This is a genomic window from Bradyrhizobium sp. Ash2021 (genome assembly GCF_031202265.1).
In the GTDB taxonomy this organism is placed as follows: Bacteria; Pseudomonadota; Alphaproteobacteria; order Rhizobiales; family Xanthobacteraceae; genus Bradyrhizobium.
Genome location: NZ_CP100604.1, coordinates 263,031 through 282,202, shown reverse-complemented (window position 1 = coordinate 282,202; position 19,172 = coordinate 263,031). Strand labels below are relative to the sequence as shown.

Below are 19,172 nucleotides of genomic sequence, written 5' to 3'. Positions count from 1 at the left end.
AAAATCTGGAGCGGGCGAAGGGGCTCGAACCCTCGACCCCGACCTTGGCAAGGTCGTGCTCTACCACTGAGCTACACCCGCATCCGAGATGGCGGCGATCGCTCGCCGACAACGGCAGAGCTATGCCAAATGCGGCCCGTGAATGCAACAGTTCACGCACGGTCCGAACCCGTCCAAATAGCCCGGGCTTTCTGGCAAATATGGGCGAATCGGCCCGAAACGACGCCCGGACTGCCGAATATGCGGCTTTCGGGTCCCGGGGCGGGGAACCCGGGTCATGCCGCCAGCGTGTCGCGCAGCGATTCGAGCCATTTTTCGAACGAGGCCGCCAGGGTCCCGGTCAATTGGTCGCGCTGGCCGGCGTCGCAATCGAAGGTCGCCCACCACTTGGCGAAAGCGCGGTCGCCATCGACAACCGGCGTGATTCGTAAGGTGGCCCGATAGTAGGTCACCGGCAGCGTCGGCGCGCCGGCGAATTCGTAGGTCTGGGAACGCTCGACGTCGGACTGCGCCAATAGCCGCTGGCGGATGCGCCGCTGCTGATAAAGCACATTTCTAATGGCGCCCACGGTATCGCCGGATTTGCCGTCTTCGATCTCGCTTTCGCCGGCGCCGCCGACCCAGACCGGATAATTGTTGAAATCGCGGACGATTTTCCAGACCGCCGGGGCCGGCTGTTCGAACACGGTGCTGTAATAGGCTTTTGCCATGCCTCAAATTCCCTCATTGGCTGCGATGCCAGCCATCACGGGACGCTGGGAGGCCAAAACCCACCCGATCTCCGATGGAACAGAGCCCGTCGATCGCTGGTTGAACCGATTGAAATTTGCGGCCAAACCGCCATCTAGCGGGAGAGAACTTCTGACCGGGCCGTGCTAGAAGAGGCCCGATTTTTTGAGACATCAGGGCGAGGACACCGTGACCATAGTTGAGCAGGGCGGCGCCGCGGTGCCGCAGACAGCACCCGATCTGATCAAGGAGACGACCACCCAGACCTTCGTCAAGGACGTCATCGAGGAGTCGAAGCGCCAGCCGGTGCTGATCGACTTCTGGGCGCCCTGGTGCGGTCCTTGCCGGCAGCTGACACCGATCATCGAAAAGGCGGTGCGCGCGGCCAAGGGCAAGGTCAAACTGGTCAAGATGAATATCGACGAGCATCCGGCGATTCCCGGCCAGATGGGAATCCAGTCGATCCCGGCCGTGGTCGCCTTCGTCAACGGCCAGCCCGCCGACGGTTTCATGGGCGCGGTGCCGGAGAGCCAGGTCAACGCCTTCATCGACAAGCTGACCAAGGGTGTAGCCGCGCCGGGCGAGCCGAACATCGCCGAAATTCTGCAGGAAGCAGAGGCGGTGCTGGCGGAGGGCGATCCCGCTGCCGCGGCGCAGATCTATGCCGAAGTGCTCGCGATCGACGCCACCAACATCCCAGCGATCGCCGGGCTGGCGAAATGCTACGTGACGACGGGCGCGATCGAGCAGGCCAGGCAGACCATCGCGATGGTGCCGGAATCCAAGCGCAACGACGCCGCCGTCAAGGCGGTGCAGGCCTCGATCGAGCTTGCCGAGCAGGCCCAAGCGGTCGGTCCGGTGACCGAGCTGGAACAGAAAGTTGCCGCAAACCCGCTCGATCATCAGGCACGATTTGATCTGGCGACCGCGCTCAACGCCCAGGGCAACCGCGCCGAGGCGACCAACCAGTTGCTTGAAATCGTCAAACGCGATCGCAAATGGAACGAAGACGCCGCGCGAAAACAGCTGGTGCAGTTCTTCGAGGCGTGGGGCGGTGCCGACGAGGCGACCGTGGACGGACGCAAGCGGCTGTCGACGATCCTGTTTTCGTAGTCCGCACCAGCAAGCCCTCGGACGTGATCCGGGGGTGGACACCAGTTTTGCGATAACAATACGTGCCTGAATGTAGAGCCTTCACGAGCACCCGGGGCCGCAAATGCCGATCAATGCCGAATACCGCGGACCCGGCGAGCTTCCCGAAGTGATCCCTGTGTTTCCGCTACCCGGCGCGTTGCTGCTGCCGCGCGGCCAGATGCCGCTCAACATCTTCGAGCCGCGCTATCTCGCGATGGTCGACGATGCGCTGCGCGACGGCCACCGGCTGATCGGGATGATCCAGCCCGATGTAGCCCATAGCCGCGACGAAGCGAGGCCGGTGCTGTTCCGCGTCGGCTGCGTCGGCCGCATCACCCAGCTCGCCGAATCCGGCGACGGCCGCTACATCCTCGAACTCACCGGCATCGCGCGCTTCAAGGTGGTCGAGGAATTGACCGTGCTGACGGCGTACCGGCAATGCAAGGTGGATTTCTTTTCCTACGCCGACGATTTTGTCGCGCGCAAAGGTGAAGAGGAAGTGGACCGCCAGGCCTTGCTCGAGGTGCTGACGGATTTTCTGGAAGCCAACAATCTGAAAGTCGATTGGGAAGGCATCGAGAGCGCGCCGAATGAGGCGCTGGTCAACGCGCTGGCGATGATGTCGCCCTATGGCCCGGCGGAAAAGCAGGCGATGCTGGAAGCCCAGAACCTGAAGACCCGCGCCGAAATCCTGATCGCGGTGACCGAGATGGATCTCGCCAAGAAGCGCACCAGCGGCGACACCGGGCTGCAGTAGGTTTTTGGGCCCTGTTTACGAAGTTGCAGCACAGGCATCTGCGGATCGCAGCCATAGGACGCGCGGCACCGCCTCGCCACGCCCCCGATGATCGATAACGATCATGCATAACCAACGGGGTATGGTAAATTCGGGGATCAGGCGCGGCGCTGCGCAGGGAGCGGCCGGCTGACTATAGCGTCGGCGCGTTACTGCACACGCGTCGCCATCGCTCATTCTGCCCCTCCAGGCTTCCGGCTTGACTCACACATAACTCGGAAGTTATACGTTGATCCATAGCCAATGGGTTATCGATCTCAGATGCCGAACGCTCAAGATGTGCTGTTCCGAACGCTCGCCGATCCGACCCGGCGGGCTCTCTTCGAGCGACTGTGCCGCGAAGGAGAGCAGACCGTGGGGTCGCTGACGGCTCAGTCCGGGGTCTCGCAACCGGCGGTCTCAAAGCATCTCGGGGTTTTGAGGCAGGCCGGGCTGGTGCGCGACCGCCACGAAGGTCGCCAGACGCACTATAGCGCGCAGCTCGGCGCGCTGGCCCCGCTGATCGACTGGACCAGCCAGATGGCCGGCTTCTGGCAGAGCCGGTTCGACCATCTCGAAGATCTGCTGAAGAGGATGGACCAATGAGCAATGCTGCGACCAAAACGCGCTCCGTCGTTGTCGAACGGGAGGTACCTCATCCGCCGGAAAAGATCTGGCGTGCGCTCACGCAACCGCACCTGATCGAGGAGTGGCTGATGAAGAGCGACTTCAAGCCTGTCCTCGACCATCGTTTCAATTTTCGCGCCGACTGGGGCGCGGTCGACTGTCAGGTAGTGGCAGTCGAGCCGAACAGAACGCTGTCTTACACGTGGGCAGCCTATGGCCTCGAGAGTGTCGTCACCTGGACTCTCACCCCTACGCGCACGGGGACCCACCTGCGCATGGAGCAGTCGGGCTTCGGGCCGGGTCAGGGGCAGGCCTATCAGGGCGCCAAGATCGGCTGGGAGAAATTCTTCGCAGACCTCGAACGCGTGGTGGGAGGCCTGTCGTGAGCCGCACCCTCGCCTCGCGCTACCAGCCCGTGCTCGTCGCGCTGCACTGGTTGCTCGCGCTGATGATCATTGGCCTTCTATGTCTCGGTTTCTTCGTGCTTGCGGATATGCCGAACACCGATCCGAAGAAACTCGATATCCTGGTGTGGCACATGGCGGGTGGCATGTTCGTGCTCGTATTGATGATCCTGCGCCTCATCATACGCAGATGGAGCGCCCGTCCGGCAACGGCGACGACCGGTTCGCCCCGGCTCGACCGGCTGGCCTCGATTGCGCACCAGAGCTTCTATGTGATCGTGTTCTTGATGATCGCCAGCGGATGGTCCACCGGGTGGCTCATCAGCGGCGCGTTCCAGCCCAATGGCGAAGCTCTGCCCGACTCTTTCGCCGTGTTGCCCACATTCCAGGCCCATGCGGCTCTGGCAACGCTGCTGGCCATTCTGATTGCGGCGCATATCGCGGCCGCGCTCTATCATCAGTTCGTGCTGAAAGACGGCCTGTTCCGCCGCATGTGGTTCGGGCGACGCACGATCGTTCCCGCAGAAAAATAAAATGAAGTGGTCACTGACCACCCCATCGGACATGAGAAAGATCCAATGAAGCCATCGGAACAGATCGACCAGCTGATCGCGAAACTCGGGGATTGGCGTGGCAAGACCTTGGCCAGCATCCGCAAGAGCATCCTCGAGGCCGACCGCGAGATATCAGAGGAGTGGAAGTGGATGGGAAGTCCGGTGTGGTCGCGCGACGGGATGATCGCGGTCGGCAACGCCCACAAGGAGAAGGTGAAGCTTACCTTTACCCACGGGGCGAAGCTCCCGGATCCCGACAAGCTCTTCAACGCGGGGCTCGGAGGCAGCGCGTGGCGAGCGATCGATCTTTTCGAGGGTGACAAGATTGATGAGCGTGCGCTGAAAAATCTGGTCCGTGCCGCCATCGATTACAATCAGAGCAAAATGAAGAAGAAAGCGCCCGTGAAAAAGAAAGCGCCCGCGGCCGCGCGCGCGAAAGATACCAAAAGCAAGAAGGGATGAAGCAATAGCTTTCTCTCGCTGACACGAGTCCGCCGCTTCGCTCGGGTCGCGGCGACTTAAATCCCGCCTCGCTCCAGGAGGCATTCCCGGATCAAAGCCTGGGTCTCCGCGTGATGAACAGCGGCTAGAGCATTTTCCAGGTGGTTCGACTCGTGGTCGCGTAGCCGCGGCTTCATGGTTCGAGACGCACGGCGGTGCCGTGCTCCTCACCATGAGGATTTCAGACCTCATCCTGAGGAGCATCGCCAACGGGTCGCGCGAATGCGGGCCCGATGACAGGCTCCGCGATGCGTCTCGAAGGATGAAGCCACCGAGTCGGAAAATGCTCTAGTACCCGGCCGCCGCGAGCACGACCACTGCGCCGAGCGCCTTCCAGCCAAAGCCGCGGCCGCGCGACCACCAGGCATTGGCGGCGGCGGCGAAGGCGTAGACCGCGATGATGGTGGCGACGATCCAGTGCCGCGCGCTCTCCGATCCCATCGAGGGAGCTGCGATCAGCAGCACCCCGCCGCCGATCCAGGCCACCGTGCCGGCCTGCCAGACCAGCCGGATCAGGGTCCTCAAGCGCTCCGGCTCGATCGTCGCCCTGGCGAATACCTTGGTTTCGCCGAGCGCGCCGTGAATCAGGGCGACCACGATTCCGGCGGCGCCCGCGCATTGCAAGATCAGATCGCGCATCGAGATGCCTCCATACAGTGCTGTATAGTTGTGCCGCGGCTTCTGGCGCCTGTCAATACAGTTGTGTATGGTGGATTGTCGCAGGGAACCCGACATGACCGACCAACTCTCCGCCAAGGACTGGCTCGACCAGGGCCTGAAAACGCTGGCCCGCGACGGCTTCACGGCGCTCAAGGCCGAGCCGCTGGCGAAGGCGATGGGGGTGTCGCGCGGCAGTTTCTACTGGCATTTCGCCGACATCGGCGCGTTCCACGCCGCGATCCTGAAGCAGTGGCGCGAGGTCGCCGCCGAACAGATCATCGCCAATGTCGAGGCGGCGTCGAAACATGAAAACCCGCTGACGCTGCTGCTGCGCCGGGTGTTCGGCGAGCGGCTGGCGCTGGAGAACGCGGTCCGCACCTGGGCCAGCGTCGATGCCGCCGCGCGCGCCGCGGTGCAGGCGATCGACCAGCGCCGGCTCGGCTATGTCGAAAGCCTGCTGCGGCAGTCGGGGCTGCCGGCGGAAACGGCCCGGGCGCGGGCGCAAATCCTCTATTGGGCGTTTCTCGGCTTTGCGCTTTCGGACCGGCCGCTGCCGAAAGCGAGGCAACAGGCGATGCTTGACGAGATGCTCCGGATCGCCACGAGTTAAGCGCGCGGTTACGCCGTCGGTCCAGGTATGCTACAGGACCGCGGCCAAGCCGGAGTCCCCCTGCATGAATTCCTCGCCCGACCGCCTCGAAGGCACCGTCGACCCAAAGCTGCTGGAAATCCTGGTCTGCCCGATCACCAAGGGCCCGCTGGAGTTCGACGCCAACACGCAGGAGCTGATCTCGCGCTCGGCCAAGCTCGCCTACCCGATCCGCGACGGCATCCCGATCATGCTGCCGGAAGAGGCAAGGAAGATCGAGTAGCGCACCCGTCGTCCCGGACAAGCGAAGCGCGATCCGGGACCCATACGCCGTGAACTCTCGTTCAGGCAGTGAAGCCGAAACCTTCTTCTTATTATTAACGCCGGTGGCTATGGGTCCCGGCTCAAGGCCGGGACGACGAGAGGCGCTACAACGCCTCGCCCTTCAACAGCCGCGGCACTTCGCCTGACAGTCCCGCGGCCTGGCGGATGAACAGGCTTTTCAGCGGCGGGGCGCGATCGACCAGGCCCAGACCGATATCGCGCACGGTGCGCAGCAGGCTCGATTCGTTCGAGAACAGAAAGTTCAGCGAATTGGTGGCGAGCCCCATCGCCATGGTGTCGAACCGGCGCCAGCGCTGATAGCGGTCGAGCACGTCAGCCTGTCCGAGATCCATGCCGAGCCGCGCGGCATCGACCACGACTTCGGCCAATGCGGCGACATCCTTCAGGCCCAAATTGAGCCCCTGCCCCGCGATCGGATGAATCACATGCGCGGCGTCGCCGACCAGCGCCAGCCGCTCGCCGATGAAGGAACGCGCGACGAAATAGCCGAGCGGAAACGCGCGCGGCTTGTCGAGCGCCTTGATCTCGCCGAGATGCAGGCCAAAACGCTGTTCGAGCTCGGCGTGAAACTCGTCGTCGCTCAGGCCGATGATGCGCGCCGCCTGCTTGCGGTTCTCGGTCCACACCAGCGATGAACGCTTTCCGGTCAGCGGCAGGATCGCGAACGGGCCTGCGGGCAGAAAATGTTCTTCGGCGCGGCCGTGATGATCGCGCTCGTGACCGACGGTGACGACGATGCCGGATTGATCGTAATCCCAGCCATGGGTGGCGATCCCGGCGCGCTCGCGCAGTTTCGAGCGCGCGCCGTCGGCGGCGACCAGCAGGCTCGCCTCGATCACGGCGCCATCGGCGAGCGTCACGTCGACGCCATCGGCGCGTGAAGCGAAGGTTGCAACCGGCGTGGCTCGCAAGTCGATGCCCTCGGCTTCCGCGCGCACCACCAGCGCGTCGATCAGATGACGGTTCTCGACCATATGCGCAAAGGGTTCGCCGGGCTCGACATGGCCGGCAAAGGTCAGGAACACCGGACGCGTCGCGTCTTCCAGTTTGGAATCGGTGACGACCATGTCGAGGATCGGCTGCGCATTGGATGCCACCTGGTCCCAGACGCCGATCGCCTCGAACAGCCGCCGGCAGGCGGCGACGATGGCGGTGGCGCGGGGATCGCGGCTCGGCCGCGTTGCCAACGCCGGATCGGCGACAATCACGGGAATCTCGGGGCCGAGGCCCTGACGCAGCGCCAGCGCCAGCGCCAGCCCGGCGAATGCGCCACCGCAAATGACAATGCTTCGCTGTGCCGGCATGGAGGCCCTTACTCGGTTACGTCATCAGAGGATACTTGCTACCTGATATTAGCTGGGCGAAACAGGGCCGGAAACAAGGCCCGCATCCATCGTCATTCCGGGGCGATGCGTCAGCATCGAACCCGGAATGACGCAAAAGACCAAACCGAAAGCGCTTCCATGTCCGACGGCCTGATTGACCTGATTTCCATCCTTGATCTCGAGCCGATCGAGGTGAATATGTTCCGCGGCAACAGCCCGAAGACGAGCTGGCAGCGGGTGTTCGGCGGCCAGGTGATCGGACAGGCGATGATGGCGGCATGCCGCACCGTCGACGGCCGCCTGCCGCATTCGCTGCATTGCTACTTCATCCTGCCCGGCGATCCACAGATCCCGATCATCTACCAGGTCGAGCGCTTGCGCGACGGCAAGAGCTATTCGACCCGCCGCGTCACCGCGATCCAGCACGGCAACGCCATCTTCTCGATCATGGTGTCGTTTCACGCCGAGGAGGAAGGCGCGTTCGACCATCAGGACAAGATGCCGGACGTGCCGCCGCCGGAAAAACTCACCGCCGAGGAAGTCGCAAAACAGCCGATGTTCAAGGAGATGCCGGATTTCATCCGGCGCTATTACGAGTCGGACCGGCCGATCGAATTGCGCCCGGTCGAACTCGGCCGCTATTTCGGCCAGAAGATCGACGACGGCCGCATCCATGTCTGGATCCGGACCGCGGCGAAACTGCCCGACGATCCGGCGCTGCATATGTGCGCGCTGGCCTATGCGTCCGATTTCTCGCTGCTCGACGCGGTGATGGCGCGCTACGGCCGCACGCTGTTCGACAAGCGCATGATGCCGGCCAGCCTCGATCACGCGATGTGGTTTCACCGGCCGTTCCGCGCCGACGAATGGCTGCTCTACGCGCAGGATTCGCCGAGCGCGCAAGGCGGCCGCGGGCTGACCCGCGGCCTGATCTTCAAGCCCGACGGCACGCTGGTGGCGTCGGTGGCGCAGGAAGGCTCGGTACGCGAGCGCAGGTAATGCGTTCAGGCACCAAAGCGTTTTGGAGCGAAGTGGACGCCGGTTCGCGTCAAGAAAACGCGTCAAAGCAAAAAGATGGAGCGGGATGGCTTTCGAAGAAAGTCATCACGCTCCAGCGTAACCGCGCTCGACCAGCGCGAATTGCGACGCGTACCATTGCGCGTACCAGCGCAGCACCCATGGAATCGGAATCAGGAATGCACAGCCGATGCTGAAGACCAGCGTGCGCCAGAGCACTTCCAGTCCCGACCCGTTGAAGATGATCTCGCGCCTCGTGCCATCGATGTTGCGGCAGATCCATCGCATCCAGGCCGTGATCACCCAGGCCCAGCCGATGATGGTGATGAAGGACAGGAACATCAGGACGTACCAGCCGACATAGGTCAACGCGCTGCCGGTAAAGGCAATCGGCAACGGCTGGCCGTTCGAACTGAGATTGCCGGCGATCCAGCGCAGGATCATCCATGACAGAAACGCCTCGATCAGGACGGCGACGATCGGCAGGTAATTGTTGAGTTGTCCGGCATAGCTCATCAACGCCAGCGCGATGAACACGTACCAGATGTCGCCGACCATGCCGTCGAAAGCGAAATTGGGCCGCCCGGGCACCGAGGTCCGGGACGCCATCCAGCGGTAGTAGCTGGTCGCAACCCAGGGTGCGGGAATTACCAGCAAAAAACCGATGACATACAGAATGGTCCGGCCGAGGAGCGGCCAGAGCGGCAGGTCAATCGACAACGCCCCGCCGCCGTAACTGCCGGCGCTCATCACCGGTCCACCCGCTTGCGGGATCACCGGCGGGCCCGAGCCGCCCGGGGCGAGGCCCGGAATCTCTCCCGCCCGCTGCCAGCCGCTCATCCCCTCGGTCCAGACCAGCGTATCGGCCCTGACCGTCCCCCGGACGATGAGATCGCGCAGCTGAGTTTCCGGAAACGGCCCCTGTTGCTGGCCGTCGGCGGCATAAAACCAGGATCGGTCTGCCATCTCTTCTCATCCCCCTGAAGCGATGTGGCGAAAAGCAGCCAGCGGGACCGCTGGCAAGGCGAGAAAATCGCATTGTGGCGGACGGTTCGGTTCCCGTACAGTGACCGAGGTCACAAGGTTGGAATGTTTTCCCCTTCAACCTGCAACTTTTTTGTGCCATTTGCCCGGAAAGATGCCAAGTTCGGGCGGGCACGAACGCCACCCCCGACATGCCAAGACTTGAGAGAATCAAGGCTTGAGAGAATGAAGGCCTGACCATGAAACTCGTCGTTGCGATCATCAAACCCTTCAAACTTGACGAGGTGCGCCAGGCACTGACGGCCATCGGCGTCCACGGCATGACCGTGACCGAGGTCAAGGGTTACGGCCGCCAGAAGGGCCATACCGAGATCTATCGCGGCGCCGAATATGTCGTTAATTTCCTGCCCAAGCTCAGAATCGAAATCGCGGTCGCCTCCGACCTCGCCGACAAGGCGGTCGAGGTCATCACCGCCAATGCGCGCACCGGCCAGATCGGCGACGGAAAGATCTTTGTAACGCCGATCGATCATGCCTTGCGCATCCGCACCGGCGAGACGGACAGCGACGCGCTCTAGGCGCTTCCACAATTTTTCAAGCGCGCCCGGCAACGACGCCGGCGCAGCGAAAACGACCGACAGACCGGGGAAATTCCATGGGGGCACTATTTCGTGCAGCGAAGTTCGCTGCACTCGTCACGCTTGCGGCGGGCCTTTCGCCGGCGACGCCGGCCTTCGCCGAAACCTCGACCATCAACACCGCCGACACCGCGTGGATGATCGTCGCCACCGCGCTGGTGCTGATGATGACGATCCCGGGCCTGGCACTGTTCTATTCCGGCATGGTGCGCAAGAAGAACGTGCTGGCGACGATGGCGCAGAGTCTCGCGGCGGTCGCGATTGTCTCGATTCTATGGGTGACGTTCGGCTATTCGCTCACCTTCGTCGGCGACGGTCCCTGGCTTGGCACGCTCGACCGCTGGTTTCTCGCCGGGATGACCATGGAGAGCGTCAATCCGCTAGCGAAGACGATTCCGGAATCGCTGTTCATGCTCTACCAGATGACGTTTGCGATCATCACGGTGGCGCTGGTGGCGGGCTCGGTCGCCGACCGGATGCGTTTCTCGGCCTTTCTCTTGTTCTCGATCGGCTGGTTCATGTTCGTCTATGTGCCGCTCGCGCATTGGGTGTGGGGCGGCGGCTTCCTCGCCACCATGGGCGTGCTGGATTTTGCCGGCGGTCTGGTGGTGCATCTTTCCGCCGGCGTCGGCGGACTGGTCGCGGCCAAGGTGATGGGCCGCCGTCACGGGTACGGCAGCGACAATCTGTCGCCGTTCGATCTGTCGCTCGCGGTGATGGGCACCGGATTGCTGTGGGTCGGCTGGTTCGGTTTCAATGGCGGTTCGGCGCTGGCGGCCAATTCACGCGCGGTCATGGCGATCATCGCGACGCATCTGGCGGCCTGCGCCGGCGCGCTGACCTGGGGCGCGATCGAATGGGCGATGCGGCGCAAGCCCTCGGTGCTCGGGATGATTTCCGGCGCGGTCGCGGGCCTCGGCACCATCACGCCGGCTTCCGGATTCGTCGCACCCTGGCACGGCATCATCATCGGCATCGCCGCTGGCCTCGTCTGCTTCTGGGCCTGCACCTGGCTCAAGCACCGCTTCAATTATGACGATTCGCTCGACGTGTTCGGCGTCCACGGCGTCGGCGGCATGACCGGCACCCTGCTCGCGGGCGTCTTCGCGGTCAGCGCCATCGGCGGGACCTCGGGCCTGATCGAGGGCCACCCGCAACAGCTGCTGATCCAGCTCTACGGCGTCGCCGTCACGCTGGTCTGGTCGGGCGGGGTCACCTACGTGCTGCTCAAGCTGGTGAGCGCGTTCGTGCCGCTACGGGTGTCGCTGCAGCAGGAGCTCGAAGGCCTCGATATTTCGCAGCACGGCGAAGCACTGCAATAAATCCCCATCTGAATACCGTTGCCCTGCCCTTGTGCTGAGCAACATTATGTCGGGAGTCTGTCCTGCCTCTGATTTAAGCAGGGATGATTACGCTTTGGGCGCGACCGAATAACGCAGGTGCGGCCGTTTCCTGCAAAGCCCGAAAAGGTCCGGATTCATAGTCCGTTAGGCAATTCCGCCGATCTGGCACGGCATTTGATTCTATGGGTCCTGGCTGTGCCCGCGTAGTGAACTTCTCCGCGTGGTGAACCTCAGTCGAGAGAGAACGCCCGGTCGTGTCTGGACCGGGCCCAAGCGGGGATAGGACCCATGAAAATTGTTATGGCGATCATCAAGCCATTCAAGCTCGAAGAAGTCCGTGACGCCCTGACCGCCATTGGCGTTCACGGTTTAACGGTGACGGAAGTCAAGGGATATGGCCGGCAGAAGGGCCATACGGAAATCTATCGCGGCGCCGAATACGCCGTGAGTTTCCTGCCCAAGATCAAGATCGAGGTCGCTGTCGCCTCGGACCAGGTCGACAAGACCATCGACGCCATCACCTCGGCTGCCAAAACCGGACAGATCGGCGACGGCAAGATCTTCGTCATCAACCTCGACCATGCGGTTCGCATCCGCACGGGTGAGGCGGATGCCGCGGCCCTCTGATTTCGCGCTCAACCAAACCACTCAGGAGTAAAACAAATGACGTTCAAGCGTCCCTATAGCGCGGGATTGGCGGCCCTCGCAGTCGGCCTGTTCGCCGCGACCGCTGCCTACGCGGAACCAACTGTCAACAAGGGCGACAACGCCTGGATGCTGACATCGACGGTGCTGGTGCTGTTGATGACGATCCCGGGCCTTGCGCTGTTCTACGGCGGCCTCGTCCGTTCCAAGAACATGCTCTCGGTGCTGATGCAGGTTTTCTACACCGTCTGCATGGTCACCGTTCTCTGGGCTCTCTACGGCTACAGCCTCGCCTTCACCGGCGGTTCCGACTTCATCGGCGGCTTCTCGAAAGCCTTCCTGATGGGCGTGACCACGGATTCGAAAGCGGCGACGTTCAGCGTCGACGCCAACATCTCGGAACTCGTGTACGTCTGCTTCCAGATGACCTTCGCGGCGATCACCCCCGCCCTCATCGTCGGCGCCTTCGCCGAACGCATGAAGTTTTCGGCGATCGCGCTGTTCATTCCGCTCTGGGTCACCCTGATCTACTTCCCGATCGCACACATGGTTTGGTACTGGGCCGGACCGGACGCGATCTCGGATGCGGTCAAGGCGCTCGCGGCTGCGGCTGACGGTGCGGCGAAAACCGCGGCGCAGGCCAAGCTCGATGAAGTCAACGCCGACGCCGGCTGGGTCTTCAAGAAGGGCGCGATCGACTTCGCGGGCGGCACCGTGGTGCACATCAACGCCGGCATCGCCGGTCTCGTTGGCGCGCTGCTGATCGGCAAGCGCACCGGCTACGGCAAGGACCTGATGGCTCCGCACTCCCTCACCATGACCATGATCGGCGCCTCGCTGCTCTGGGTCGGCTGGTTCGGCTTCAACGCCGGATCGAACCTCGAAGCCAATGGTGGCGCTGCGCTCGCCATGACCAACTCCTTCGTTGCAACCGCAGCGGCGGCGTTGTCCTGGATGTTCGCGGAATGGATCGTCAAGGGCCATCCCTCCGTACTCGGCGCATTGTCGGGCGCGGTCGCCGGTCTCGTCGCGGTCACGCCCGCGGCCGGTTACTCCGGTCCGATGGGAGCGATCGTGCTCGGTCTCGTCGTCGGCGTCGTCTGCCTGTTCTTCTGCACCGTGGTGAAGAATGCGCTGGGCTATGACGACTCGCTCGACGTGTTCGGCGTCCACTGCATCGGCGGCATCGTCGGCGCGCTCGGCACCGGCATCCTGGTGAATCCGGCCCTCGGCGGCACGGGCATCATGGATTACACCGCCGGCAAGATCGCCGACTACGACTTCGCGGCGCAGATGGTCTCCCAGATCTGGGGCGTCTGCACCACGCTGGTGTGGTCGGGCATCGGCTCGGCGATCCTCTACAAGGTCGTCGACGTCATCGTCGGCCTGCGCGTGAACGTGGAGACCGAACGCGAGGGTCTCGACGTCACCGAGCACACGGAGCGCGCTTACAACATGTGAGTTCTCCCGGGGCGCGGCCTTCCCGGAGGTCGCGCCCACAACTCCGGTTTGGGCACATACCCGGCAATGCCCCGACCGTTGAGGGGCTCCAGCGCAAGCTGGGGCCCCTTTCTTTTTGGCACACGTAGCGTTTTCGAGCGAAGTGGGCACCGGTTCGCGTGAAGAAAACGCGTCAAAATATAAAAGAACCAAAAATGGATTGCCAAACCGGGCGCGCGGCGTCGAAATAGCGCCAACAAAACAGGGAGGACGTCATGAAACTCGAAGGCGGATGCTATTGCGGCAAGGTGCGCTATGAGGCCGAGGGCGAGCCGATGATGAAGGCGCAGTGCCACTGCCGCGAATGCCAGTACATCTCGGGCGGCTCGACCAACATGTTCGTGCTGATGCCGATCGCCGGCTTCAAATACACCAAGGAAGCTCCCAAGCAATTCAAACGCAGCGACCTGGAGCGCGCGGTGACACGGGAATTCTGCGCCGAATGCGGCACCCATGTCGTCACAAGGCCGCCGGGTCTGCCCGCCGTGGTTCTGAAGGTCGGCACGCTCGACGATCCCAGCCTGTTCGGCAGCCCCCAGATCGCGATCTACACCATCGACAAGCAGCCCTATCACCATGTGCCCGAGGGCATGCCGGCGTTCGAACGGTTGCCGCAGCGATAGGCGTCGTTGCCGGAAGTCACTTAGCCCGCATGAGCGCAGCGACATGTAGGATCAAAATTGACGCCGAAAATCGTCATTGCGAGCCAACGGGGCGCGCGTTCGCGCGACCCGTTGGCTCCTCGCAATGACGACGGGCTACATGGAGGACTGATTTTGCCCGACGGGCAAATCAGTATTTTCTGTCCAGCCCCCTTTGCAAAAATATTTCGCTTTCGCCGTCGGGCAAATCACCGATACAAGCTCGCCCCATCCCGGCCCGAGAAGAGGGGCGTTGGCCATCGTCACGAACGTTGGGACGGGATGCGGTGGACGCGGCCGGCGTCGGCGTGAAACGGAATCGCAGGGCGGGTTTATCCCGTGAGCGATATCGGTTGCGCAAGACGACGGCGCCAAAACCCGGTTGAGCCTTTTGGCGAAGACGGGCGGCTGCGTACGGCAAAACCGTGTGGTCCTGGCACCCGTTGCTGGTGTCAAATCGGCGGAGGTTTTCGTCAGCCCAACCGGGCGGACAAAGCCTTTAATCCGCCGATGACGGTGACAAGACGAATTCGTCGCCGGGGAGAGCGCGCCATAAGCCGTAAAACCATTGCGCAGGGAAGGCCGGATGCTCTCCGCTGAACCTGTATGCTCGTGTGCGTTTCTTCGCACAACTTTGCACACGAGACCGCGGGTGCAGCGCGCACCCGGCTTTCCCTGCGCCCTCTTCTTTTTGGGCGAGAACTTTTTCCGACTCGGGCGCGTCGCGCGGCGAGATCGCGAATTTGCGCGTGAAGCATGGCAGCCGTCATTGCGAGCGAAGCGAAGCAATCCATAGCGCAGCAAAGAAAGAATGGATTGCTTCGCTTCGCTCGCAATGACGGTTTCCGATCTGGCGTTTTTCTGGTCTCGGCGGCATCGCGGCCTCCGACACAGGTTCCAAGGGGGAACAAACCAGCAAAATCGACGCTGGCGCCGATGGTTAATCGCGTCTTAACCTCGCCGTATCTATGGTGGTTTGATTGGTCTCCGGTCGGTCTCCAACTCCCCCGACCGCTTTTGAAAGTGCTGGCGTTTCAGACATGGCAATGACCGCCTCTTCCGGCGTGGCGCAGGGCGCCGGCAGTGTTCAGCCTGCCGGTCAGGCCGAGCGCTCCCCGTTTGCGCGGACGACCGAGCTGCTGGCGCCCTATACGCCCGCTAAGCCGTTGATTACGCTATCATTGGGCGAGCCGCAGCACCCGGTGCCCGCCTTCGTCGGCCCGGTGCTGTCACGACATATCGCCGAGTTCGGCCGCTATCCGCTGGCCAGGGGCATCGAGCCGTTCCGCCGGGCCGCCGCGAACTGGCTGTCGACCCGGTTCCAGCTGCCGCGGCCGGTCGATCCCGAAAGCGAAATTCTGGTCCTGAACGGCAGCCGCGAGGGCCTGTTTTTCGCCGCCATCACCGCCGCGCGCTATGTCGGTCCGCGCAAGGGCCGGCCGGCGATCCTGATGCCGAACCCGTTCTATCCCGCCTATGGCGCCGGCGCCCGCGCCGCGGGCTGCGAGCAGATCTATCTGCCGACCACGGTCGCGAACGGATTCTTGCCCGATCTCGATGCGCTCGACGACGCCACGCTGGCGCGGACCGTTGCATTCTTCATCGCCTCGCCCGCCAACCCGCAAGGCGCGGTCGCCTCGCCCGATTACTTCACGCGGCTGAAGAAACTGGCCGACCGCTTCGGCTTCATGATCCTGAGCGACGAGTGCTATTCGGAAATCTACACAAGGCAGGCGCCGGGCAGCGCGCTGGAATGCGCCGGGCCCGATTTCACCAATGTGGTGGCGTTCCAGTCGCTGTCGAAGCGTTCGAACCTGCCGGGCATGCGCGTCGGCTTCGCCGCCGGCGACAGGAATTTTCTGGCCGCGTTTCACGAACTGCGCAATGTCGCCGCACCGCAGGTGCCGGTGCCGCTGCAGCACGTCGCGGTCGCGGCCTATAGCGACGAGGCGCATGTCGTGGAGAATCGCCGGCTGTACCGGATCAAGTTCGATTTCGCCGACCAGATCCTTGGCAATCGCTACGGCTATGTCAGGCCTGCCGGCGGTTTCTGCGTCTGGCTCGATGTTTCCGCGCGGGGCGGTGATGAGGCGGCAGCGGTGAGACTCTATCGCGATGCCGGCGTGCGCGTGATCCCCGGCAGCTATCTGTCGCGGCCGCAGCACGACGGCTTCAATCCCGGCGACGGCTATATCCGGCTTGCGCTGGTCTCCGACAGTGAATCAACAGCCGAGGCATTGCACCGGCTGGTCGAAATTCTGGATTAGTCGCAGGGCCCCATGAGCATGCCAGCGATCGAACGTGTCATTCCCCTGGTCAGCCAGTTGCCGGCCTCGATCCGCGACGCGCTGGCGCGGCGCCTTCGGGAATTCACCGGCCTCTGCCTGATCGCGCTGTCCGGCGTAGCGGCGGCCGCGCTGATGACATGGTCGGTGCAGGATCCCAGTTTCAGCCACGCGACCTCGCGCGCGATTCGCAACATCGTCGGCTATCCCGGCGCGATCGGCGCCGATTTGCTGATGCAGATTCTCGGCCTCGGGGCGATCATGCTGATCCTCCCCGTCGCGGTGTGGGGCTGGCGCATGCTGACCCATCGCACCTTCGACCGCGAAGCGTTGCGGCTCGGATGCTGGATTCTCACCACGGTAATCGCCGCGGGCTTTGCCAGCTGCTGGCCGCATGGCGGCGCCTGGCCGCTGCCGACCGGACTTGGCGGCGTCGTCGGCGACGCACTGGTGCGCGCGCCGGCGGTGGTGTTCGGCCCGGCAGGTTTCGTCTATCGGCTGGTGCTCGGGATCATTCTTTTCGCGGCGATGTCGGCGACCTTCCTGCTCGCATGCGGCTGGGGCTCGCGGCCGCAGGACGAGGAGCTGACGCCGATCGAGGACGATGACGCGCCGTTCGAGGAAGAGGGCGATCGCAGCTCGGTCTCGCTCGGCTGGATGTTTCATGCCGTCATGAGCACGAAGGCGCGTCTCGGCTGGCTATTGACCACGGCGTACCGCTCGCTGGTCGCAAGTGCGCCGCAGCCGCGGACGGCCTCGTTCGAACGCCAGGAGCCCAATCTCGGCGGCCGCACTGCGCCGTCACTGGCTCCGCAGGCTGAAGAGGATTTTGCCAACGAAGACGAGGAAGACGAGGACGAGGAAGTCCCCGCCACCCGCGCGCCGCGCAAGAAAGCCCCGCGCGCGCCGGCGCGTAAATCCTCCGACAAGTTCGAACTGCCATCGGTCTCGGTACTGACCGCGCCGAAGGCTTCCGACCGGCAGCCGCTGAACAAGGCCGAACTGGAAGCCAATTCGCGCGCGCTGGAAGGCGTGCTCGGCGATTTCGGCGTCCGCGGCGAAATCGTCAAGGCCAATCCCGGCCCGGTGGTGACGCTGTACGAACTCGAGCCCGCGCCCGGCATCAAATCGTCGCGGGTCATCGGTCTCGCCGACGACATCGCGCGCTCGATGAGCGCGCTGTCGGCGCGCGTCGCCGTCGTCGCCGGCCGCAACGCGATCGGCATCGAATTGCCCAACGCGCATCGCGAGAAGGTTTATCTGCGCGAGCTGCTGTCGGTGAAGGACGACTCGATGGCCAAGCTTCCGCTTTGCCTCGGCAAGAACATCGGCGGCGAATCCATCATCATTGATCTGGCGCGCACGCCGCACATGCTGATCGCCGGCACCACCGGCTCGGGCAAATCGGTCGCCATCAACACCATGATCCTCAGCCTGGTCTATCGCTTGCGGCCGGACCAGTGCCGCCTGATCATGGTCGATCCGAAAATGCTCGAACTCTCCGTCTATGACGGCATCCCGCATCTTTTGACGCCGGTCGTGACCGACCCGAAAAAGGCGGTGGTCGCGCTGAAATGGGCGGTGCGCGAGATGGAAGAGCGCTACAAGAAAATGTCCAAGCTCGGTGTGCGCAACATCGACGGCTACAATCAGCGTCTCGTCGAAGCCAGGGGCAAGGGCGAGGAGCTGACGCGCACGGTGCATACCGGCTTCGACAAGGAAACCGGCAAGGCGATCTACGAAGAAGAAAAGCTCGACCTCGATCCATTGCCCTACATCGTCATCATCGTCGACGAAATGGCCGACCTGATGATGGTCGCCGGCAAGGACATCGAAGGCGCGGTGCAGCGGCTGGCGCAGATGGCGCGCGCCGCAGGCCTGCATGTGATCCTCGCAACGCAACGGCCCTCGGTCGACGTCATCACCGGCACCATCAAGGCGAATTTTCCGACCCGCATTTCGTTCCAGGTCACCTCGAAGATCGACAGCCGAACGATCCTCGGCGAGATGGGCGCCGAGCAACTGCTCGGCCAGGGCGACATGCTCTATATGGCCGGCGGCGGCCGCATCAGCCGCGTGCACGGCCCATTCGTTTCCGACGAAGAAGTCGAGAAGGTGGTGCGCCATCTCAAGACGCAGGGCCAGCCGGAATATCTCGAGGCGGTCACCGCTGAAGAGCCTACCGACGAGGACGGCGCGGTATTCGATTCCACCGGCATGGGTGGCGATGGCGGCGGCGCCGACCTGTTTTCGCAGGCGGTCGCGATCGTCAAGCGCGACCGCAAGGCATCGACTTCGTACATTCAACGCCGGCTGCAAATCGGATATAACCGCGCAGCTTCTTTGATGGAGCGGATGGAACTGGAAGGCATCGTGGGCCAGGCCAATCACGCCGGCAAACGCGAGATTCTGGTCGAGGAAGAAGAAGGCCGCTTCTAAGCAAGTGCTGCATTTTCACGGAAAAACGATACCTCTT

20 protein-coding genes and 1 tRNA gene are annotated in these 19,172 nt (G+C 63.3%); 16 read left to right on the top strand and 5 right to left on the bottom strand.

Annotated elements, in window-relative coordinates; translation table 11 throughout:
- Positions 1–6: 6 nt before the first annotated feature.
- Positions 7–81, bottom strand: a tRNA-Gly gene (locus NL528_RS01405).
- A gap of 194 nt (positions 82–275) precedes the next feature.
- A complete protein-coding gene (locus tag NL528_RS01400) occupies positions 276–710 on the bottom strand; it encodes an SRPBCC family protein (RefSeq protein ID WP_309180972.1) in 435 nt (144 codons plus the stop codon).
- A gap of 208 nt (positions 711–918) precedes the next feature.
- Between NL528_RS01400 and trxA the strand changes: the two genes are divergently transcribed.
- From trxA to NL528_RS01370, 6 genes are all read left to right on the top strand, one after another.
- Positions 919–1,842: a thioredoxin gene (trxA, locus tag NL528_RS01395; protein ID WP_309180971.1), complete on the top strand. Its 924-nt coding sequence runs from the start codon at positions 919–921 to the stop codon at positions 1,840–1,842.
- Positions 1,843–1,945: 103 nt separating this feature from the next.
- Positions 1,946–2,620, top strand: coding sequence for an LON peptidase substrate-binding domain-containing protein (locus tag NL528_RS01390; protein WP_309180970.1), 675 nt, complete (start codon positions 1,946–1,948; stop codon positions 2,618–2,620).
- A gap of 300 nt (positions 2,621–2,920) precedes the next feature.
- Positions 2,921–3,244, top strand: a complete 324-nt coding sequence (locus NL528_RS01385) for a helix-turn-helix transcriptional regulator (RefSeq protein ID WP_074272049.1) — start codon at positions 2,921–2,923, stop codon at positions 3,242–3,244.
- The gene (locus NL528_RS01380; RefSeq protein ID WP_309180969.1) at positions 3,241–3,651 is read left to right on the top strand and encodes an SRPBCC domain-containing protein; all 411 of its coding nucleotides are present in this window, start codon (positions 3,241–3,243) and stop codon (positions 3,649–3,651) included. Before NL528_RS01385 ends, NL528_RS01380 begins: the two co-directional genes overlap by 4 nt.
- Positions 3,648–4,202 carry a cytochrome b/b6 domain-containing protein gene (locus NL528_RS01375; RefSeq protein ID WP_309180968.1) on the top strand — a complete coding sequence of 185 codons (555 nt, stop codon included), beginning with the start codon at positions 3,648–3,650 and terminating at the stop codon, positions 4,200–4,202. Before NL528_RS01380 ends, NL528_RS01375 begins: the two co-directional genes overlap by 4 nt.
- A 45-nt stretch (positions 4,203–4,247) precedes the next feature.
- Positions 4,248–4,685, top strand: coding sequence for a DUF1801 domain-containing protein (locus NL528_RS01370; protein ID WP_309180967.1), 438 nt, complete (start codon positions 4,248–4,250; stop codon positions 4,683–4,685).
- 327 nt (positions 4,686–5,012) lie between these two features.
- On the opposite strand, the gene NL528_RS01365 is transcribed toward NL528_RS01370, so the two are convergent.
- Entirely contained in the window at positions 5,013–5,363 is a 351-nt protein-coding gene (locus tag NL528_RS01365) for a hypothetical protein (protein ID WP_309180966.1), read from the bottom strand.
- Between the two features lie 94 nt (positions 5,364–5,457).
- Between NL528_RS01365 and NL528_RS01360 the strand changes: the two genes are divergently transcribed.
- Complete coding sequence (locus NL528_RS01360; protein WP_309180965.1) at positions 5,458–5,994, top strand: TetR/AcrR family transcriptional regulator; 537 nt, start codon at positions 5,458–5,460, stop codon at positions 5,992–5,994.
- Positions 5,995–6,058: 64 nt separating this feature from the next.
- The gene (locus tag NL528_RS01355; protein ID WP_074272055.1) at positions 6,059–6,256 is read left to right on the top strand and encodes a Trm112 family protein; all 198 of its coding nucleotides are present in this window, start codon (positions 6,059–6,061) and stop codon (positions 6,254–6,256) included.
- Positions 6,257–6,401: 145 nt separating this feature from the next.
- Here NL528_RS01355 and NL528_RS01350 read toward each other — a convergent pair whose 3' ends face one another.
- Positions 6,402–7,622, bottom strand: coding sequence for a ubiquinone biosynthesis hydroxylase (locus tag NL528_RS01350; protein WP_309180964.1), 1,221 nt, complete (start codon positions 7,620–7,622; stop codon positions 6,402–6,404).
- A 159-nt stretch (positions 7,623–7,781) separates the two neighbouring features.
- Between NL528_RS01350 and tesB the strand changes: the two genes are divergently transcribed.
- Positions 7,782–8,642: an acyl-CoA thioesterase II gene (tesB, locus tag NL528_RS01345; protein ID WP_309180963.1), complete on the top strand. Its 861-nt coding sequence runs from the start codon at positions 7,782–7,784 to the stop codon at positions 8,640–8,642.
- Positions 8,643–8,747: 105 nt separating this feature from the next.
- Here tesB and NL528_RS01340 read toward each other — a convergent pair whose 3' ends face one another.
- Complete coding sequence (locus NL528_RS01340) at positions 8,748–9,626, bottom strand: DUF4339 domain-containing protein (RefSeq protein ID WP_309180962.1); 879 nt, start codon at positions 9,624–9,626, stop codon at positions 8,748–8,750.
- Between the two features lie 257 nt (positions 9,627–9,883).
- Between NL528_RS01340 and NL528_RS01335 the strand changes: the two genes are divergently transcribed.
- The 7 genes from NL528_RS01335 to NL528_RS01305 all read left to right on the top strand — a co-directional run bounded on the left by NL528_RS01335 (position 9,884) and on the right by NL528_RS01305 (position 19,135).
- On the top strand, positions 9,884–10,222 hold the full coding sequence (locus NL528_RS01335) for a P-II family nitrogen regulator (RefSeq protein ID WP_074272058.1): 339 nt from the start codon (positions 9,884–9,886) through the stop codon (positions 10,220–10,222).
- Positions 10,223–10,299: 77 nt separating this feature from the next.
- Entirely contained in the window at positions 10,300–11,604 is a 1,305-nt protein-coding gene (locus tag NL528_RS01330) for an ammonium transporter (RefSeq protein ID WP_309180961.1), read from the top strand.
- A gap of 309 nt (positions 11,605–11,913) precedes the next feature.
- Complete coding sequence (locus NL528_RS01325) at positions 11,914–12,252, top strand: P-II family nitrogen regulator (RefSeq protein WP_008142813.1); 339 nt, start codon at positions 11,914–11,916, stop codon at positions 12,250–12,252.
- Between the two features lie 36 nt (positions 12,253–12,288).
- On the top strand, positions 12,289–13,731 hold the full coding sequence (locus tag NL528_RS01320) for an ammonium transporter (RefSeq protein WP_309180960.1): 1,443 nt from the start codon (positions 12,289–12,291) through the stop codon (positions 13,729–13,731).
- A 254-nt stretch (positions 13,732–13,985) separates the two neighbouring features.
- Positions 13,986–14,393, top strand: a complete 408-nt coding sequence (locus NL528_RS01315; RefSeq protein WP_309180959.1) for a GFA family protein — start codon at positions 13,986–13,988, stop codon at positions 14,391–14,393.
- Between the two features lie 1,058 nt (positions 14,394–15,451).
- Positions 15,452–16,678 carry an aminotransferase class I/II-fold pyridoxal phosphate-dependent enzyme gene (locus NL528_RS01310; RefSeq protein WP_309180958.1) on the top strand — a complete coding sequence of 409 codons (1,227 nt, stop codon included), beginning with the start codon at positions 15,452–15,454 and terminating at the stop codon, positions 16,676–16,678.
- Positions 16,679–16,690: 12 nt separating this feature from the next.
- Positions 16,691–19,135, top strand: a complete 2,445-nt coding sequence (locus tag NL528_RS01305) for a DNA translocase FtsK (protein WP_309180957.1) — start codon at positions 16,691–16,693, stop codon at positions 19,133–19,135.
- The last annotated feature ends 37 nt before the right edge of the window (positions 19,136–19,172 follow it).

Coding starts and splice junctions, on each gene's coding strand:
- NL528_RS01400 (WP_309180972.1), bottom strand. CDS start 710: ATGGCAAAAGCCTATTACAGCACCGTGTTCGAACAGCCGGCCCCGGCG.
- NL528_RS01390 (WP_309180970.1), top strand. CDS start 1,946: ATGCCGATCAATGCCGAATACCGCGGACCCGGCGAGCTTCCCGAAGTG.
- NL528_RS01385 (WP_074272049.1), top strand. CDS start 2,921: ATGCCGAACGCTCAAGATGTGCTGTTCCGAACGCTCGCCGATCCGACC.
- NL528_RS01380 (WP_309180969.1), top strand. CDS start 3,241: ATGAGCAATGCTGCGACCAAAACGCGCTCCGTCGTTGTCGAACGGGAG.
- NL528_RS01370 (WP_309180967.1), top strand. CDS start 4,248: ATGAAGCCATCGGAACAGATCGACCAGCTGATCGCGAAACTCGGGGAT.
- NL528_RS01365 (WP_309180966.1), bottom strand. CDS start 5,363: ATGCGCGATCTGATCTTGCAATGCGCGGGCGCCGCCGGAATCGTGGTC.
- NL528_RS01360 (WP_309180965.1), top strand. CDS start 5,458: ATGACCGACCAACTCTCCGCCAAGGACTGGCTCGACCAGGGCCTGAAA.
- NL528_RS01355 (WP_074272055.1), top strand. CDS start 6,059: ATGAATTCCTCGCCCGACCGCCTCGAAGGCACCGTCGACCCAAAGCTG.
- NL528_RS01350 (WP_309180964.1), bottom strand. CDS start 7,622: ATGCCGGCACAGCGAAGCATTGTCATTTGCGGTGGCGCATTCGCCGGG.
- tesB (WP_309180963.1), top strand. CDS start 7,782: ATGTCCGACGGCCTGATTGACCTGATTTCCATCCTTGATCTCGAGCCG.
- NL528_RS01340 (WP_309180962.1), bottom strand. CDS start 9,626: ATGGCAGACCGATCCTGGTTTTATGCCGCCGACGGCCAGCAACAGGGG.
- NL528_RS01335 (WP_074272058.1), top strand. CDS start 9,884: ATGAAACTCGTCGTTGCGATCATCAAACCCTTCAAACTTGACGAGGTG.
- NL528_RS01330 (WP_309180961.1), top strand. CDS start 10,300: ATGGGGGCACTATTTCGTGCAGCGAAGTTCGCTGCACTCGTCACGCTT.
- NL528_RS01325 (WP_008142813.1), top strand. CDS start 11,914: ATGAAAATTGTTATGGCGATCATCAAGCCATTCAAGCTCGAAGAAGTC.
- NL528_RS01320 (WP_309180960.1), top strand. CDS start 12,289: ATGACGTTCAAGCGTCCCTATAGCGCGGGATTGGCGGCCCTCGCAGTC.
- NL528_RS01315 (WP_309180959.1), top strand. CDS start 13,986: ATGAAACTCGAAGGCGGATGCTATTGCGGCAAGGTGCGCTATGAGGCC.
- NL528_RS01310 (WP_309180958.1), top strand. CDS start 15,452: ATGGCAATGACCGCCTCTTCCGGCGTGGCGCAGGGCGCCGGCAGTGTT.
- NL528_RS01305 (WP_309180957.1), top strand. CDS start 16,691: ATGAGCATGCCAGCGATCGAACGTGTCATTCCCCTGGTCAGCCAGTTG.